Genomic DNA, 17,080 nt, shown 5'->3' on the forward strand with positions numbered 1-17,080 from the left:
GCGCCCCCGCTTCACGCAGAGGAGCAGCTCATGAGTGCCCTCGCGTTGTCCGTGCTTCTGTCGCTCGTCTCCGCGGTCGCGTACGCGGGCGGGGCGATCGTGCAGGAGCGTGTCGCGGTGTCCTCCCCGGGGCAGCAGTTCGCGCCGATGCGCCGGCCGGACTGGTGGGCGGCGGTCGCGCTGAACGGCCTGGGCGGTCTGCTGCACGTGGTGGCGCTGGCTTTCGGTCCGCTGAGTCTGGTGCAGCCGCTGGGTGCCCTGACGATCGTGTTCGCGCTGCCGATGGCGGCGCTCTTCGTGGGCCGCAAGGCCGGGTCGACGGCCTGGCGGGGCGCCATCATGGCGACGGTCGGACTCGCCGGGCTGTTGTCCCTGGTCGGCGCCTCCGAGGCGCAGTCGCTGGACACCGCGGAGCGGGTGGCCGTGGCGCTGGTGACCGGCGGCATCGTCGTGACGCTGATGGTCGCGGGCCGGGCGGCGCACCGGCATCCGGCGGTGCGGAGCATGCTGCTCGCGACCGCGTCCGGCATCGCCTTCGGCATGTCCTCGGTGTTCACGAAGATCGTCGCGGTGGACTGGAGCGGCGGGGTGTCGGCGGCCGACCTGCCCGCCCTGGCCACGATAGGCGTCTTCGCCACGTCCGGTCTGCTGCTGTCCCAGGCCGCCTACCGCGGTGCGGGTCTGGCGGCGCCGCTGGCCACGCTGACGGTCGTGAACCCGGTGGTGGCGGCCGCGGTCGGCATCACGATGTTCGGAGAAACCTTCCGCTACGGCACGACCGGCACCGTGCTCGCCCTGGGCTGCGGCGTGGTGGCGGCGGGTGGCCTGATCCTGCTGACGACCGAGCGGATCGCACGCACCGAGACGGCCGCCTCCGAGGCGACGCTCACCGAGCCGGCACCGGCCGCGATGCCCGCGGCGGAACTGCTCGAGGGCGTTGTGGAACCGGCCGGGACGGCGGCGCACGAGGAGATTCTCGTGCCGGACGGGATCGAGGGCATCGACGGCATCCTCATCCCGGCGCAGGTCGCCCAGGGGCCGTACGAGGAGTCGGAGCCGCGTCCCGACAACCAGGAGTCCCCGAACCTCTACGGCCCCTTCTACGGCGGCCCGTACGTCCCGCATGTCCCGCTGCCGGTCCWGGACCGGCACCGCATGCGCGTCAAATCCTGACGCCACCGGACCTGAGGTACGCCACCGGGTCGACGTCGGAACCGAAGCCGGGCCCGGTCCGCACCTCGAAGTGCAGGTGCGGGCCCGTGCTGTTGCCCGTGGACCCCGACCGGCCGATGCGCTGCCCCGGCCCCACCGACTGCCCGTCCTTCACGGAGATCGCCGAGAGATGGGCGTACTGGGTGTAGCGGCCGTCGGCGTGCCGGATCACCACCTGGTAGCCGAAGGAGCCCTCCCATCCGGCGCTCACGATCTGCCCGGCCCCGACGGACTTCACGGACGTGCCGGTCGGCACGGCGAAGTCGACACCGGTGTGGTAGCCCTTCGACCAGGACGAACCCGCCTTGCGGTACGGCGTGCCGGTGGCCGCGCTCACCGGGGCGACCAGCGAGCGACTGCTCGTCGTGGCCTGCTCCTGCGGCTCGGACGAGGTCTTCTTCGGGGTGGACTTGGTGGTGGGCGCCGGCTCCGTGGTGGTGGCCGCCTTGCCGCGCAGGGCGAGCCGCTGTCCCGGCAGGATCAGGTCGGGGTCCGACCCGATGGCCTTGCGGTTCGCGGCATACAGGCCCCGCCAACCGCCCTTGACCTCCTGCGCATCGGCGATCTCCGAGAGGGTGTCGCCGTGGACCACGGTGTACATCTCGGCCTTGCCCGCCCGTGACTGGGGGGTGGTCTGCGGCTGGACGTCCTGGACCGAAGTCTTCGGGGTCTTCTTTGCGGTCTTCTCCGTGGTGCCGGCCGGCTGGATGTCGGGGGTGTCGCCGCCCCGGGTCAGACCTGCCCGGACCGAGCACAGCGGCCAGGCGCCGGGGCCCTGCCCGTCCAGCACCTTCTCCGCCACGGCTATCTGCTGGTCCTTGGTGGCCAGATCCGCGCGCGCCGCGTACCGCGTGCCGCCGTAGGCCTCCCACGTCGACTGGGCGAACTGCAGACCGCCGTAGAAGCCGTTGCCGGTGTTGACCTGCCACCGGTTGGTCGACTCGCACGCGGCGACCTTGTTCCAGGTGTCCACGTCGGCCGCGTGTGCGACGCCGGTGCCGATGAGGGGGAGCGCCATCCCGGCGCCGCCCGCGGTGACGGTGAGTGAGGCGCGGTTGATCCTGTTCGGCTGGTACCGGCGGTGCCGGCCGCGTACGGCCATGAAGGAGCCCCCCATTGACATGCGTCAGGAGGGGCAAAAGTAAGCGCTGCGAACAGGCCATGACAAGACAGCAAATCAGCCGCCTGTTCACGCCAAGTGGCGTGGAAGGGGCGCATGTTGTCCGACCACCCGGAACAGCTGAGTGCGCCGGGGCGTTCCGTGCGTATGAGGCTGCGACATCGCGCCACCCGGATGTGCGCTCGGAGTACGGGCACGTCAGGATGGACGATGGGGCAATACTGGCGGGCAGGACCGGCACCGCTGATATATCGAGGGCACTAGGAGCCAACGCATGAGCACTTCGGCGCAGATCGGCGTCACGGGTCTCGCGGTCATGGGCCGCAACCTCGCCCGGAACTTCGCCCGCAACGGCTATACGGTCGCGGTGCACAACCGGACGCCGGCGCGTACGCGGGCGCTGGTGGAGGGGTTCGGGAGCGAGGGCGATTTCATCGCGGCCGAGACCGCCAAGGAGTTCGTGGCGGCGCTGGAGCGACCGCGGCGACTGGTGATCATGGTCAAGGCCGGCGATCCGACCGACGCGGTGATCCAGGAGTTCGCGCCGCTGCTGGAGCCCGGCGACATGATCATCGACGGTGGCAACGCGCACTTCGCCGACACCCGGCGTCGCGAGCGTGACCTGCGCGAGCAGGGCATCCACTTCGTCGGCATGGGCGTCTCCGGCGGCGAGGAGGGCGCGCTGCACGGCCCGAGCATCATGCCGGGCGGCCCGAAGGAGTCGTACGACTCGCTGGGCCCGATGCTGGAGAAGATCTCCGCGAAGGCGAAGGACGGCGCGCCCTGCGTGACGCACGTCGGTCCGGACGGCGCCGGGCACTTCGTGAAGATGGTGCACAACGGCATCGAGTACGCCGACATGCAGCTCATCGGCGAGGCGTACCAGCTGCTGCGGGACGTCGCCGGGTACGAGCCCGCGCAGATCGCGGAGATCTTCCGCACCTGGAACCAGGGTCGGCTGGATTCGTACCTGATCGAGATCACCGCCGAGGTGCTGTCCCACGTGGACGAGGCGACCGGCAAGCCGTTCGTGGACGTGGTGGTCGACCAGGCGGAGCAGAAGGGCACGGGACGCTGGACCGTGCAGATCGCGCTCGACCTGGGCGTGCCGGTGTCCGGGATCGCGGAGGCGGTCTTCGCCCGCTCGCTGTCCGGGCACGCGGCGCTGCGCGAGGCCTCGCACGGGCTGGCCGGTCCGAAGGCGACGCCGCTCGGCGAGGCCGAGGCCGCGGCCTTCGCCGACTGGGTCGAGCAGGCGCTGTACGCGTCGAAGATCGTGTCGTACACGCAGGGCTTCCACGAGATCGACGCGGCGCGCGGCGAGTACGACTGGGACATCGACCTGGGCGCCGTCTCCGCGATCTGGCGTGGCGGCTGCATCATCCGCGCGGCCTTCCTTGACCGTATCCGTGCCGCGTACGACGCCCGGGCCGACCTGCCGAGCCTGCTGTCGGACGACACGTTCGCGCAGGAGATCGCCGCCGCGCAGGACGACTGGCGTGAGGTCCTGGTCGCCGCGACCCGGCAGGGCGTGCCGACGCCGGGCTTCGCCGCCGCCCTCGCGTACTACGACGCGCTGCGTGCCGAGCGGCTCCCGGCGGCGCTCACGCAGGGGCAGCGGGACTTCTTCGGTGCGCACACGTACCGGCGCACGGACCGCGACGGCTCGTTCCACACGCTGTGGGGCGGGGACCGGTCGGAGGTGTCCGCCTAGGACCTGTCCGGTCCGTCATATGACCGCCCCGTGCCCGGGTCTCTGCTTCGGGCACGGGGCGGACCCCTGTCCGGGTGAGGCGGGCTGCTCCGAGTGGCGCCCACCAGTGGTGGACGTCCTTCCGCGCGCTCAGGCTGGCGTACGCCGTGCCCGCCCGCATCTCGTGGCGGCGGGCGGCGCTCACGCGGCGTCGTCGACGTCGCCGCGGCCGGGACGTCGGAGAAACGGGATCACATGACGGGACAGGGCATCAGAGCGGGCGGCCTGCCGTCCGTTCACGGGAGCGGCAGATTCGTACGACGGCGGACGCGGTACCGGTCCGCACGACGACGCGTCCGGGACGCGCGCACCGGGGCGGCGTTCCTCGCGGCCGGCCTGGCCTTCCTGGCCGTGCTCGCCCCGACGCCGAGCGGTGCCGTGCCCGCGCCCCCCAGCGAGCCGCGGCCGGTTGCTCCGGCGCGGTTCGTGCCCGGTCCCTGCCCGGCCGCGCCCGAGCCGATTCCGGGGCGGTGCGGGGTCCTCGAAGTCCCCGAGAACCGGGCACGGCACGGCGGGCGGACGATCCGGCTGACCGTCGCGATCATCCCGGCCGCATCGGCGAGGCCGGCCGAGGACCCTGTGGTGTTCATGACCGGGGGTCCCGGAGGCGACGCCATCGGGGACATCCCCTTCCTGATCGACTCGGGCCTGAACCGGAACCGCGACCTGATCGTCATGGCCCAGCGCGGGACGCTCCACGCACAGCCGAACCTCGCCTGCCCGGAGGTCGACCGCTTCTACGCCGATGCCGTGGGGCTGCGCTACGACGCGCCGTCGACCGGGCGGCTCCTGGTCCGCGCGACCAAGGAGTGCCGGCACCGCCTCACCCGCGTCACGGCCCGCGGAGTGGAGCTGAGCGCCTACAACACCACCGAGAACGCGGCGGACTTCGCCGACCTGCGCAGGGCGCTGGGCATCGACCGGTGGAACGTCTACGGCTACTCGTACGGCACCGACCTGGCCCTGACCTATCTGCGCCGGCACCCCCGGGGCGTGCGCTCGGTCGCGATCGACTCGGTCGTGCCCCCGCAGATCGTCAGTCTGCCGTGGACCTGGGACAGCGCCAGTGAGGGGATCCGGACGATCTTCGCGGCCTGCGCGGCTCAGCCACGCTGCAAGAAGCGCTACCCGAACCTCCCGCGTGTCCTGACGGAACAGGTCCGGCGGCTGGAGGCGCGCCCCTTGACGGTGATGGCGCGGCCGCCGGCGGGAGGGGCCCCGGTGAAGGTCGTCCTCGACGGGGGCGCCCTGGTCAGTCTGCTGGTCGCCAACGCCGTCCCGGCCGTCGACGTCCCCGCGGCCCTCGACGAGCTCGCCCGCGGTAACCCGACCCGCTTCGCGCGGGCCCGCGCCGCCGGCGCCACGCCCGTCCTCGGCGAGTTCGCGCACGGCTTCACACAGTCGGTGGCGTGCAGTGAGTGGGTGCCGGGCTACACGCAGGCCGACCTGCTGCGGGCTGGGCGCCGGGCCTTCCCCGGGTTCCCGGACACGGTCCTGGCGCAGGCGCCGCAGCTGCCCTTCGAGTACGACGTCTGCCGCGCCTGGAGCGTCCCGGACCGCACCGCCGTCCAGCGTGTGACGACCGTCAGCACGGTGCCGGCCCTCGTGCTGTCCGGCACCTTCGATGCCAAGACCGGGGCGCGCTGGGGCGCCTACGCGGCCCGCACGCTGCCCCGGTCGACCGTCGTGCGCATTCCCGGGATCGGCCACTGGGTGGTCCCCCAGTCGCCCTGCGCGCAGAACGTCCTGGCCTCCTTCCTCGCCCGTCCGACCGCGCCCGACACCCGCTGTGTGCCGGGGCTCTCGCCGAAGCCGTTCACCATCACGCCCACCCCGGAGACCGCATGATGTCCGTCCGTCAGCCCCACCAGCGGCGCACCGCGCGCCGGCTCCCTGCCGCGCTCGCCGGAGCCACCGCCGGTCTCCTTCTCGCCGGTCTCGTCGCCGCGCCCGCCCGTGCCGAGAACGGCCCCGGCGCACCGCTCGGCACGGTCGCCCGCACGGTGGGCAACGCCCGTTTCGTGCCGGGCCCCTGCCCGCGCACCGCGGATCCGATCCCTGCCCTCGAAGGGGCCCGCTGCGGCACGCTCACCGTGCCCGAGAAGCACGACCGGCCCAAGGGGCGGAAGATCACCCTCGGCGTCGCGATCGTGGCGGCGGTGACCAGACGGGCGGCCGACCCGATCGTGTGGTTCGCCGGCGGGCCGGGCGACGACGCGGTCTCCGAGGCCCAGTTGGCGATCGACGGCGGCCTGAACCGGGACCGGGACGTCATCTTCATGTCGCAGCGCGGAACGTACTCGGCCGATCCGGCTCTCCTGTGCCCGAACATCGACCAGTTCAACGCCGACTCCGTCGGCCTCGTCTACGGCGCACCCTCCACCGGACGCCTGCACGTCCGGGCGACGCGGGCCTGCCGCGAGCAGCTGAAGCGCCAAGGGGCCGCCCTCAGCGCCTACAACACCGGTGAGAGCGCCGCCGACTACGCCGCCCTGCGCGTCGCGCTCGGCATCAGGCAGTGGAACGTGTTCGGCATCTCCTACGGCACCGATCTGGCCCTCACCTACATGCGCAAGTTTCCGCAGGGCGTCCGGTCGGTCGGCATCGACGGCGTCCTCCCGCCGTCCCTCGCCGGGGCGAGCCTGACCTGGAGTGCCGCACGCCAGGGCTTCGACGGCCTGTTCAAGGCCTGCGCCCAGCAGCGCTCCTGCAACCGGCGCTACCCGCACCTGTCGGACACCTTCGAGCGCCTCGTCCGCCGGCTCGAGGCGCGGCCGATCACCACGACCGTGACGGTCCCGGGCCGCCCGGCCCCGGTGAAGGTCGTGCTGGACGGCGGAGTCCTGGTGAACTGGCTGACCTCCGCCACCCACCTGGCGGCCGGAGTACCCCGCTCCATCGACGAGCTGGCCCACGGCAACCCACAGCGCATCGCCGAGCAGTGGGCCGGAGGAAAACTCAGCCCCCAAGCCATCGGCAGACTCGCCCACGGCCTCGCCTACGGCGTCTTCTGTTCCGAGTGGACCCCCTTCGAGAGCGAGGCCGACGTGATCCGGGCGGGACGGCGCGCCTTCCCGTCGTTCCCCCGCTCGGTCCTGGCCAACGCACCGCAGCTCCCCTTCCTTCACGCGGACTGCCGTGCCTGGAGCGTCCCCCCGGCCCCGCACTCGATCAGGAACGTGACGCGCAGCAGCATCCCGACGCTCGTCATGTCGGCAGGCTTCGACGCCCAGACCGGGGCGAGCAACGGCGCCTACGCCGCCCGCACGCTGAGCCGGTCCACCGCCGTCACGGTCCCCTACGTCGCCCATGTCGCCTTCGCCGAATCAGCGTGCGCGCAAGCGATCACCGTCTCGTTCTTCAACTCCCCGACCGCACCGAACAGGTCCTGCCTGGCGGGCCTGCGGCCGCCTCGGTTCGAGATCGGCCCGTAGGAGCGACGGGCCGGCCGATTCGGGGGCACGGGTGGCCCTTGTGGGCCTAGGGGCTTGCGGTGGGCGGCGCTATCACGTCGCCCGCCGCGCGCACGCGCAGCAGCCGCTCCAGTACCCGGTCGCGCTCGCGGATCATCAGGTCGTCCGTGGTGTAGTTCCGGTGGCCGTTGATCGGCGGGAAGACCGGGTGCCGCTCCGACCGCCGCGCCATCACGCCTCTGACGCCCTGCCAGTCCTCGGCGTCGTCGGGCCACTGGCGGTCGACGCATTCGATGCCGACCGGTCCGCCCAGCGGGTCGGTGTCCCGCCAGACGTTGGTCCAGGCACCGAGTTTCGCGCGGGCTCCGCAGGGTGCCAGCCAGCGGATCGAGTCGCCGCAGACGAACCCGGGGTACTGGCGGCTGAAGTACATCCCCACCGGGCAGCCCGACGTGAGCAGCCCGATGCGCTCCCGTTCATGTGCCTCCAGCTGCCAGACCGCCGCCAGGGCGAGCACCGACCCCATCGACGAGGCCCGGATCAGGACGAGCCTGTGCTCCTCGCGCAACAGGAACTGAAGACGGCGTACCAGTTCGGGCACCGCCCGGGTCGTCCATGACGGCGGCGCGAACGGATGCACCGCCCTCGGCCAGAACGCGCCGAACGCCCAGGCAAGACCGGCGTTCTGACGCATCTCCGGGCGCAGTGCCAGGGTGCGGAAGGCGAACAGCATGAGCGCGGCGAGGGCCGCGAGCAGCGGCACACTGGCGGCGCCCAGCAGGTCGTAGATCAGGCTGCGCGCCCCCTCCTCGGGCTTGCGCAGGTCCTTGAGCTGGTCGAACAGGACGATCCAGACCACGATCGCGAGCGCGCTGAACCCGATCAGCCAGTTCAGCTCGCGCAGCAGGTAGGTGTGTCGGCGACGGGCGGCCGTCAGCAGGTTCAGATGACGTTGGTCGTCCTTGGTCAGGTCGGCATCGGACCGGTGCAGGTTCGCGGGACGGGGCACGTCGGGGGCGGCCGGGACGGGCAGCAGGCGTACGACGGCCCACATCACCACCGCGGCCAGCGCCACGGTCACGAGAACCGGCAGCAGGATCATGCCCATGCGGTGGACGGGCTCGGTGACCACCGGCCCGGCCCGGTCCTCGGCCAGCCACGCGCTCGTCCACTGGGCCAGCGCCACGGTGTAGAGCCAGCCCAGGAAACAGGCCAGCACCGCCACGGCCGCGCCGGCGTGACCGAACAGGGCCATGCCGCGCCGGGTGCCCTTCCGCGGCAGGAGCACGGCCGAGATCAGGAGCAGCGCCACGCCCACGCCCTGGGCCAGTAAGAGTGCCGTGGACTGCACCTGGATTCCGGGCAGTTGGCCTTCCACGCGCCACTGCCGGTCCGGCCAGAGGCAGTACAGCAGGGCCGCCGCGTTGACGACGGCGCAGCAGATTCCGGCAGGAAGGGGATAGCGCGTCGGCCAGAGCGGCAGCAGCATCACCGTGCCGGACTCGCGCTCGATCTTGATCGGCTTGGTGGACAGGTACCACGTCCTCGCCACGAGCCTGGCCCGCAACGAGTGCTGCGGGAGCCGGATGCCGCACTTGCGGTACAGCGCGGGCACCGACACCACCACGACCAGCGCCATGGCCGAGATCACGGCGAACAGGGCGATCCCGATGGTCTTCGCGGTGCTCCCGGCCGGATCCTGGTGCATCGGCGTCCAGGTGAGGAGCGCCGCGGTGGTGAGCAGGCCGGCCCACACGTGCTGGGCGGCTATCCCAGGGTCGCGGCGGTTGTGCTCCCAGAAGCCCGCGAGCTCCAGGGGCAGGCCGTCGGCGTCGCGCCGGCGCCGTGCGGCCTCCGCCTCGTCCGCGGTGACGGTCGGCAGCACCGGCAGATACTCCTGCTTCGCGTCCCGTGCCACCCGCAGCAGCACGAAGGCGACCCCGGCCGGCACGAGCGCGGCCAGCGCCAGTCCCCACTGCGGGCCGGGCAGACCGGCCAGCGCCTCGCCGGCCTGGTCGCCGCACACCCGCTTCTCCACGGCGGGATGGCACTGCCAGGCGAACTGGTCCATGGCCACCTGGCCGAACGTGCCGACCACCAGCACCGTGAGCGACAGGGCGAGCAGCCGGGCCGCGAACTCGTAGACCGCGCCGGCCAGTTTGGTCCCGCGCCCGTCCACGCCGGACGGCCAGCGCGGCTGCATCCAGGCCACCAGGTTGATCAGCAGGAACGGCATCAGGAACAGCCACAGCGCCCGGGAGGCTCCGCCGATGGTGAGCCGGGTCCAGTCGTAGATCTCGCGGACGAGCCGCTGATCCTCGGTGCCCGGTACGACGCCCGGGTCGCGGTCGGCGGACCGGTAGAACCCGGCTTTGTCGTCCCCGGTCTCCCGGCCACGCCCGCGGGGGCGCAGCATCCGGTCCCGGTCCACCGGGCCGAGTCCCGGCACCAGAAGTTCGACGACCTCGACTCCCCCGGTCCCCGGCACCCGTGCGCCGTTCGCCCGCTTCTTGTCGATCTCGATCTTCGCGACGTCCCCCATCGCGGGACCCCCGTCCCCCGTACGCGTTCTCAGGTGACCCAGGGTGGCAGCGACCGAACCGTCACGCAACGGAGTTACGTGATGAGAAAATCTCACCCTCCGTGAGTTTCGCGCTCAGGTGAGCGGCGGCCCGGGCTCGGGGTTCGGCACGGGTTCCGCATCGCGGCGCGCGAGGGAGTCGTCGTGGCGCCGCTGTGCCCCTACGTCGTGAAGTGGGCCGAACGCCACCCGGACGAGGCCCCGGCCGCCGACCCGGCGCTGCTGGAGGCGGCGATGGAGTGGCTGCGGGAGCATCCCGAGCGGTTCTGACACGGGGCGGCTGCGTCGAAGCGAGGCTGCGTGAAGGGCGGCGGTGTCGAAGGGCGGCTGTGGCGTCGGGCGGTCCGGGCGGGGGCGGCTCGGGAGCCGGCGAGGGCTCTGGCGGCGGAACCGGATGCGGCTCCGGGTGCGGTGGCTCCGGGCTCGGGGGCGGTCCTGGATGGACCGGGTCCGGAAACGGGTTGGTCATGGCGTCCTCCAGCCAGTCCGTGACATCGGCTCTGGACTACTCCCCCGCGTACCCGACGGGCGCGCCACCAGTCACTCACCCGCGTCAATGACGGCGCCCAAGTGGGCCCGTCGGGGACGGCCCGAGGCGGCGCCGACTCGGATGTACGTCGTGGGAACAGCCCTGGCCCACAGTCGCCCGGCTTCAACACCGCCCGACGCCACAGCCGCCCTTCGACACCGCCGCCCTTCACGCAGCCGCGCTTCGACGCAGCCGCCCCGTGTCAGAACCGCTCGGGATGCTCCCGCAGCCACTCCATCGCCGCCTCCAGCAGCGCCGGGTCGGCGGCCGGGGCCTCGTCCGGGTGGCGTTCGGCCCACTTCACGACGTAGGGGCACAGCGGCGCCACGACGACTCCCTCGCGCGCCGCGATGCCGTACAGCTCACGTGCCAGGGAGCCCGCGATGCCCTTCCCCTCGTGGGCCGGTTCCACGATGGTGTGGACGGGGACGAGGGCGCGCGCCGGGGATTCGAGGACGAAGTACTCGATGTGGCCGGTGACTTCGTCGCCCTGGAGTGCCTCCAGGCGGCCCGCCGCCCGGTCGTCGCGGATCTCGATGTCGCTCATGACACGCTCCCTGGTCCGTCTTCCGTCTGACGTCTGGCGTCTGGCGTCTGGCGTCGAGCAGTGCGGCCGTCAGGCCACCGGCACGGCCTGCGGGCTGCGCTCCTGGTCGGAGCCCGGCACCGGCTCGGACGGGTCGGCGCCCAGCGCCACGATCCGGTTGGCCCCGTCCACATGCACGACCCGCGGCTCGAACTCCCGCGCCTCGGCGTCGGTCATCTGAGCGTAGCTGATGATGATCACGAGGTCGCCGGGGTGGACGAGATGGGCGGCGGCGCCGTTGATCCCGACGACGCCCGAGCCGCGCTCGCCCTCGATGACGTAGGTCTCCAAGCGGGCGCCGTTGGTGATGTCGACGATGTGGACGAGCTCGCCGGGCAGCAGATCGGCGGCGTCGAGCAGGTCCGCGTCGATGGTCACCGATCCCACGTAGTGCAGGTCGGCCTGGGTGACGGTGGCACGGTGGATCTTGGACTTGAAGAGAGTACGCAGCATTGGGGGCGCTCCTGCTGATCGGCTCCCTGCCTGCTCATGCAGGTCAAGGGCGGCTTTTCACCCTACATCGGCTGACTTCGCGCTGATTTACCGCCTGCTGTTCAGGCATCAATGCCGACCGATTACTGAGTTTCCCGATCCTGTGCCAGGCGGACGTGGAGACGTCCCGGGGCACTGTTCAGGTCAACAGGCGGGACCAGGCTACGGAACGGCGCTCCGGACCGCACTGAGAGCCCCGTCACGTGAGGATGCCGTGCCAGCAGGCCATGAAGCGCCGGCGGCGTTCGGGCTACAGGTCGGTGGCGTGCTGGATGCCGTCCACGTCGGCGGCCGGACGTCCTGGCCGGGAACGCCGGTGCGGCGGCGCCACCGACCCGCGCCAGCCGCGGTTGGGCCATCCCGCAGGCGAGACCGCCGGCTACGCCTCGCCCGCAACGCGCACACGGACATGCGCGCGTTGCGGGCCACGGCACCGGACGCGCCAGTGGACAGCGCGCGGAGTGCCAGTCAAGCGGCCGGACCGCGGGGCTGATCGACTCAGCCGCCGCTCTTACGCCTGAACGACCGCTGGCTCGCAGCCGGGCCGTGCGCCGCACGCACCTTCGACGCATCCGGGTTGGCGGCAACATCGGCCGCGTCCGCCTGCGCACCGCGCTTGCGCGCCAGGGCTTCACGGAACTTGCGCTTGAGGTCGTAGTTGCCGTCGCTGTCCGGCGTCAGGGAGGACGTCTCGGGGGCAGCCGACTCCGAACCTTCCGTAGTTTCGGGCTCTGCGGTCATGGTGACCTCCTGGGTTCGGGAGTGGGCCAGCACAGCTTGTCATGCCGGGCGCAGTGCGGGGCGCCGGCAACATCACGCTGCTCCGTTTCGGCGGGTATCCCACTCGCCGCCGAGGGCGTTCGCTTCGCAGTGGGGGCACAGGACGCGCTTCGAGCCGGGCCGAGGGTTGTCAATCTTGTCAATCCCGTGGCCAGGAGATTCGCTGACAGAGCAACGGCTCTCAGCCGTTGCGACGCACGAGGGCGGCCTTGCGGGCCTCGGCGAGCTTGCGGGCCTCGCCGGCCTTTCGGGACTTGCCGCCGGCGCCGCGGGAGGCGTCCTTGCTGGTACCGAGGCCGCGGAACGGAGCGTTGCTGTTCTTGGGTCGAGGGGCGGCGGGCCCGCCGTCGAGCGGGGTGCCAGAGGGAGCCTTGGCGCCGGTGATCCGGCTCAGCTCCGCCTCGCCCGAGCGCACCTTGGTGACGGTCGGCTCGATGCCGGCCCCGGCCATCACGCGGCTCGTCTCGCGGCGCTGGGCCGCCAGCACGAGCGTGACCACCCTGCCGGACTCACCGGCGCGGGCGGTGCGGCCGGCCCGGTGCACGTAGTCCTTGGGGTCGGTGGGCGGGTCGACGTTGACCACGAGATCGAGGTCGTCGACGTGCAGGCCACGGGCTGCGACATTGGTCGCCACCAGAACGGTGATCTGGCCGTTCTTGAACTGCGACAGGGTCCGTGTGCGCTGTGGCTGGGACTTGCCGCTGTGCAGGGCCCCGGCGTGCACCCCGCTGGCCCGCAGATGCCGGGTGAGCTGGTCGACGGCGTGCTTGGTGTCGAGGAACAGCAGGACGCGGCCGTCGCGGGCGGCGATCTCCGTGGTGACGGCGTAGCGGTCAGGGCCGTGGACGACCAGAACGTGGTGCTCCATCGTCGAGACGGTGCCCGCGGACGGGTCGACCGAGTGGACGACGGGGTCGTGGAGGTAGCGGCGGACCAGCTGATCGACGTCGCGATCCAGAGTGGCCGAGAAGAGCATCCGCTGACCGTCGGGGTGCACCTGGTCCAGCACTTCGGTAACCTGCGGCAGAAATCCCAAGTCGCACATCTGGTCGGCCTCATCCAGCACGGTGATTCTTACCCGTCCCAGGCGGCAGGCGTTGCGCTCGATCAGGTCGTGCAGGCGTCCGGGGGTGGCGACGACCACCTCGGCTCCCTGGCGCAGCGCGGCGATCTGCCGGCCGATCGACATGCCGCCGACGACCGTGGCCATCCGCAGCCGCAATGCCTCGGCGTACGGCGCCAGCGCCTGGGTGACCTGTTGGGCCAGCTCCCGGGTGGGCACAAGGATCAGAGCGTGGGGCTGCTTCGGTTCGGCGCGGCGCCCGGCCGTACGTGTCAGCAGAGGCAGGCCGAAGGCGAGCGTCTTGCCCGATCCGGTGCGCCCGCGCCCCAGGACGTCGCGCCCCTTCAGGGCATCAGGCAGTGTGGCGGCCTGGATCGGAAAGGGTTCGCGCACCCCGAGCCCGCTCAGTGTCCGCAGCACCTCCACCGGCAGTTCCAAGCCGGCGAAGGAGACGGCCGGGGGCAGCGCCGGAGTCGTGGTCTCTGACTGGACGGGACCGCCGTGAGCGATGCCGGAGTCGTCGGGATGCTTCATGAACAGCCTTCCGCAGGGGGACGTACCGAGGAAGGCCCGGCAGGATCGAACAGCCCACGCACAGGCGGAACCGAACAGGCAGAATCGCCCACCGCGACGACCACGCAAACGAGTGAGACTAACACAAGGCATGACATCGCGCCGTGGTACCGATCACCCCCACACGCTATGGTCACCCGACGCACGACGAAATCGTGGCGGCCTGAGGCAGCATCGCGAGCGGCCGGAGTGGTGATCCTCGGTTCCACAGACGGCAAGCGCGCCCGTCCGGTCCACGACGGCGGGCGGCTTGTCGTTCTACGGCACAGTGTGCGGATTCCCGTCTCACTGGACCGGTATCGGTCAGTGGCCACCGCGCACAGGAGAGTGAGTGCTTGCAGCTCAACCGCCGCCTGCACGCTGCCGGCCGCCGGTAAGACCTGCCGCATCGGCCCAGCGGCTCCGTGGCCCGCCTTGACGCCGGGGTGGCGCGACCTGCACGGACCAACGGACCATCCGCAGATGCCTAGAGTTTGCCGGCCGGCCCCAGCGGAGCTGACTGCCGTGCGAGATCGGCGAGTTCGGTCGCCAGGGCCGCCGGACCGGTACGGGGTGGAACCGCGCGGTGCTGGTGGGCGGGTCGGGTCACAACCCTGGATCGGTGCCGGTACCAGGGGTGACGGCGGGGCTTTCGGGTTCGGCGGGGACGTTGCCGGTGCCACCGGCATTGTCCTCGCCGGTCACCAGCGTCAGACCGAAGAAGTCGAGCTCTTCCTGGACCGGCTGGAAGCTGGCCACGGAGCCGGCGGAGCCGCACTCTCCGGCGCCGCTGACATGGGTTCCCACGGCCGTGGTGCCCGAGACGTAGGCACCCCCGGAGTCTCCGCCGGCGGAGCAGGCGTCGGTCTCGGTGAGACCGCCCACCGCCGTCTGGCTGCCATCGGGGCCTTGGAAGGTGAGGGTCCGGTCAACGGACTGGACAGTGCCGCAGCGGAACCCGGTCGTCTGGCCGGACCGGCACACGGACTGGCCCACCAGCGCCTCGCCCACGTCGGAGACCGTCACGTTGGCCGCCTGGCCGTAGGCGTTGACGGTCGACGTGAGCCTGACGTCCGCGTTGACATCGACCTTGCCGAAGTCACCGTCGACCCCGTTGACACTGCCGTTGACGACGCCGATCTCGGATCCGTCGCCGGCGGATGCCCTCTGGCCCGTGTCGTTCGTGCAGTGGCCGGCAGTCAGGAAGTGCCGGCTGCCGTCCGCCCCCGTGGCAGCGAACCCTATGGAGCAATTGGACTCGTTGCCGGGCGTCCATGCGTCACCGCCGCGCACCTCCCCTTCTCCCTCTTGCTGACGCTGCCCGGCCGCCCCCTCCACGACGCGCACAGAAGGGTCGAGTGCGCGGGCTCGGGTCAGGAACGGGTCAGCCTTGTTCTGTCCGCGGGCCACGGTGATGACCACGCTGTTGGTGCGCGGATCCGCTCCCCAGCCGGTCACCGCGGCAGGCGGCTCACCGGCCGCCCCGCTGTCGAGCTGGTCCACGATGCCTGTGAGTTCGGCCTGGCTGCGGGAGACCACGGTGGGCACAGCACCCAGGGCCTCGGCCTGCCGCGCGGCGGCAGTGCTGGTGACGGCGACCGCGAGCCGCCCCTTCTCGGCATCGAACCACGCTCCCGCCCAGCTCGCTCCTGAGGCCCGCCGCACTGACGGGACCTTGCCTGACGCGTCGGCTTCCTGAGCCAGCCGGGTGTGTGCCTCCTTCGTGGTCAGGCCCAGGTCACGCTGCATCGCGGCGAGCATCCGGGGCGATCCGGCCAAGGGCGAAGCCTCCGGCCGGGTCTTCGTCGGGGTGTCCGCGTTGGCGAAGAAGAATGTGGTCAGGGTGGCGGACAGCGCCACGCCTGCGGCAACTGCCAACGCCGTGCGCTTGCCGCGCGCACGCCTGGCGTGTGAATGCGTCACGATCGGTCCTTCGTACGGAGAGATGGAGAGACGGAGAGACGGAGATTCGGATGCGAATCGGGAGGGGGCTCGGGAGGGGAATCGGGAGGGGAATCGGGAGGTGAATCCGCTGGGAAACGGATCATTCGGTGGTGCTGTCCCGCAGCGAACCGAATAGGGAGAGCCGGATGATCGCCCGGTCCCCGTCGACACTGATGAGGTCGACCACAAGATCGTTGATCGTCGACCGGCCCGGGGCGGTCTGGCTGGCGGTGGACTGCTGAGCGCCGTTGCCGGACGAACCCGTGAGGGTCAGTGTGTTGTCGGCGACGCTGTCGATACTGAGTTCGTCGACGCCCGCCGTACCGTCGAGCTGGATCGTGTCTGCGCCCGTCACCTCGACCTCGCAGGCGTTGTCGAAGCAGGCGTCGAGATCCGTACCGTCAACCGCCTGTCCGGTCCCGGCAGGTGTGGACGGGTGCCGGGCGTCCGGCATGGTCGGGCCGGCCTCGGGGTCGGACCGGTTCCACGGCTCGGGGACGCGGTTGCCTCCGGCCGAGGACGCGGCGGGGGCTGTGAGAGGCGTCGGCGTGGGAGGTTCCTCTCCCGCCATGGCCACGGCAGCGACACCTAAGAGCGTGGTGCCGAGGGCGGCGGCCACGAGTATGCGCCCGCGGTGGGATTTTCGATGCGTTTGGTTCACTTGGTTCCTTTCCGATCCGATGCACGGGATTCGGGCATGCCGAACACCGGGGTGTCTGAAGGGGATTGGCCGGGCTTGGCCGACTGCGGGCCACCCGGTGCGGTCGGGCCTCCGCCATTGCCGGCGGACAGGGGATGCCCAGGCCCGCACCGGGTGGGTGTGTTCCGCCCCGCGTCGCCAGGACGGTGGACACACGCGCCTCACCTCGCGTGCTGTGGCCACCCGAGCCGGTCTCTCCCGACCGGCATCGTGCGGCCCCGGATGCAGCGGAGACTGCGGCGTTGCAACGAACTTAGGCTCGAAGGACCGGAGTTACCTATCCGTGACGGCACATCACGGGTACGTACATAACTGCGCGGCCTACGGATGAGGGAGTCGGAGGGCGTCGGATCAG

At 71.5% G+C, this 17,080-nt stretch carries 12 protein-coding genes and 1 pseudogene; 5 read left to right on the plus strand and 8 right to left on the minus strand.

Annotation, left to right across the window (positions count from 1 at the left end; translation table 11 throughout):
* Positions 1 to 30 precede the first annotated feature (30 nt).
* Positions 31 to 1,173 (plus strand): DMT family transporter, encoded by a 1,143-nt coding sequence (locus EAO75_RS31835; protein WP_187284651.1) that lies wholly within the window; start codon positions 31 to 33, stop codon positions 1,171 to 1,173.
* Here the strand turns inward: EAO75_RS31835 and EAO75_RS31840 are convergent.
* The gene (locus tag EAO75_RS31840) at positions 1,163 to 2,314 is read right to left on the minus strand and encodes a transglycosylase family protein (RefSeq protein WP_147998611.1); all 1,152 of its coding nucleotides are present in this window, start codon (positions 2,312 to 2,314) and stop codon (positions 1,163 to 1,165) included. The two genes, EAO75_RS31835 and EAO75_RS31840, sit on opposite strands and share 11 nt — an antisense overlap.
* Positions 2,315 to 2,606: 292 nt before the next feature.
* Here EAO75_RS31840 and gndA point away from each other — a divergent pair, with 292 nt between their 5' ends.
* The 3 genes from gndA to EAO75_RS31855 all read left to right on the plus strand — a co-directional run bounded on the left by gndA (position 2,607) and on the right by EAO75_RS31855 (position 7,519).
* The gene (gndA, locus tag EAO75_RS31845) at positions 2,607 to 4,046 is read left to right on the plus strand and encodes an NADP-dependent phosphogluconate dehydrogenase (protein WP_147998612.1); all 1,440 of its coding nucleotides are present in this window, start codon (positions 2,607 to 2,609) and stop codon (positions 4,044 to 4,046) included.
* A gap of 234 nt (positions 4,047 to 4,280) precedes the next feature.
* The gene (locus EAO75_RS31850; RefSeq protein WP_147998613.1) at positions 4,281 to 5,933 is read left to right on the plus strand and encodes an alpha/beta fold hydrolase; all 1,653 of its coding nucleotides are present in this window, start codon (positions 4,281 to 4,283) and stop codon (positions 5,931 to 5,933) included.
* Entirely contained in the window at positions 5,930 to 7,519 is a 1,590-nt protein-coding gene (locus EAO75_RS31855) for an alpha/beta hydrolase (RefSeq protein ID WP_261989495.1), read from the plus strand. The genes EAO75_RS31850 and EAO75_RS31855 overlap by 4 nt, the downstream gene beginning before the upstream one ends.
* A 46-nt stretch (positions 7,520 to 7,565) precedes the next feature.
* On the opposite strand, the gene EAO75_RS31860 is transcribed toward EAO75_RS31855, so the two are convergent.
* The gene (locus tag EAO75_RS31860; protein ID WP_147998614.1) at positions 7,566 to 10,040 is read right to left on the minus strand and encodes a hypothetical protein; all 2,475 of its coding nucleotides are present in this window, start codon (positions 10,038 to 10,040) and stop codon (positions 7,566 to 7,568) included.
* Positions 10,041 to 10,199: 159 nt separating this feature from the next.
* Between EAO75_RS31860 and EAO75_RS31865 the strand changes: the two are divergent.
* A pseudogene (locus EAO75_RS31865) lies at positions 10,200 to 10,349 on the plus strand (N-acetyltransferase); the annotation flags it as partial.
* 461 nt (positions 10,350 to 10,810) lie between these two features.
* Here the strand turns inward: EAO75_RS31865 and EAO75_RS31870 are convergent.
* The 6 genes from EAO75_RS31870 to EAO75_RS46125 all read right to left on the minus strand — a co-directional run bounded on the left by EAO75_RS31870 (position 10,811) and on the right by EAO75_RS46125 (position 16,479).
* A complete protein-coding gene (locus EAO75_RS31870; RefSeq protein WP_147998615.1) occupies positions 10,811 to 11,155 on the minus strand; it encodes a GNAT family N-acetyltransferase in 345 nt (114 codons plus the stop codon).
* A gap of 69 nt (positions 11,156 to 11,224) precedes the next feature.
* Positions 11,225 to 11,647: an aspartate 1-decarboxylase gene (gene panD, locus EAO75_RS31875; protein ID WP_147998616.1), complete on the minus strand. Its 423-nt coding sequence runs from the start codon at positions 11,645 to 11,647 to the stop codon at positions 11,225 to 11,227.
* Between the two features lie 537 nt (positions 11,648 to 12,184).
* Positions 12,185 to 12,427: a DUF5302 domain-containing protein gene (locus tag EAO75_RS31880; RefSeq protein ID WP_147998617.1), complete on the minus strand. Its 243-nt coding sequence runs from the start codon at positions 12,425 to 12,427 to the stop codon at positions 12,185 to 12,187.
* 220 nt (positions 12,428 to 12,647) lie between these two features.
* Positions 12,648 to 14,063: a DEAD/DEAH box helicase gene (locus EAO75_RS31885; protein WP_147998618.1), complete on the minus strand. Its 1,416-nt coding sequence runs from the start codon at positions 14,061 to 14,063 to the stop codon at positions 12,648 to 12,650.
* Between the two features lie 624 nt (positions 14,064 to 14,687).
* Positions 14,688 to 16,004 (minus strand): S1 family peptidase, encoded by a 1,317-nt coding sequence (locus EAO75_RS31890; RefSeq protein WP_147998619.1) that lies wholly within the window; start codon positions 16,002 to 16,004, stop codon positions 14,688 to 14,690.
* 121 nt (positions 16,005 to 16,125) lie between these two features.
* Entirely contained in the window at positions 16,126 to 16,479 is a 354-nt protein-coding gene (locus EAO75_RS46125; protein ID WP_187284652.1) for a hypothetical protein, read from the minus strand.
* Positions 16,480 to 17,080 lie beyond the last annotated feature (601 nt).

It is taken from the genome of Streptomyces sp. UW30, assembly GCF_008042075.1.
Classification (GTDB): Bacteria; Actinomycetota; Actinomycetes; order Streptomycetales; family Streptomycetaceae; genus Streptomyces.

What these genes read in the sequence shown, in the direction of transcription:
- panD (WP_147998616.1), bottom strand. Translation starts at nt 11,647, where the DNA reads ATGCTGCGTACTCTCTTCAAGTCCAAGATCCACCGTGCCACCGTCACC.
- EAO75_RS46125 (WP_187284652.1), bottom strand. Translation starts at nt 16,479, where the DNA reads ATGCCGGACGCCCGGCACCCGTCCACACCTGCCGGGACCGGACAGGCG.
- EAO75_RS31860 (WP_147998614.1), bottom strand. Translation starts at nt 10,040, where the DNA reads ATGGGGGACGTCGCGAAGATCGAGATCGACAAGAAGCGGGCGAACGGC.
- EAO75_RS31880 (WP_147998617.1), bottom strand. Translation starts at nt 12,427, where the DNA reads ATGACCGCAGAGCCCGAAACTACGGAAGGTTCGGAGTCGGCTGCCCCC.
- EAO75_RS31855 (WP_261989495.1), top strand. Translation starts at nt 5,930, where the DNA reads ATGATGTCCGTCCGTCAGCCCCACCAGCGGCGCACCGCGCGCCGGCTC.
- EAO75_RS31850 (WP_147998613.1), top strand. Translation starts at nt 4,281, where the DNA reads ATGACGGGACAGGGCATCAGAGCGGGCGGCCTGCCGTCCGTTCACGGG.
- EAO75_RS31870 (WP_147998615.1), bottom strand. Translation starts at nt 11,155, where the DNA reads ATGAGCGACATCGAGATCCGCGACGACCGGGCGGCGGGCCGCCTGGAG.
- gndA (WP_147998612.1), top strand. Translation starts at nt 2,607, where the DNA reads ATGAGCACTTCGGCGCAGATCGGCGTCACGGGTCTCGCGGTCATGGGC.
- EAO75_RS31885 (WP_147998618.1), bottom strand. Translation starts at nt 14,063, where the DNA reads ATGAAGCATCCCGACGACTCCGGCATCGCTCACGGCGGTCCCGTCCAG.
- EAO75_RS31840 (WP_147998611.1), bottom strand. Translation starts at nt 2,314, where the DNA reads ATGGCCGTACGCGGCCGGCACCGCCGGTACCAGCCGAACAGGATCAAC.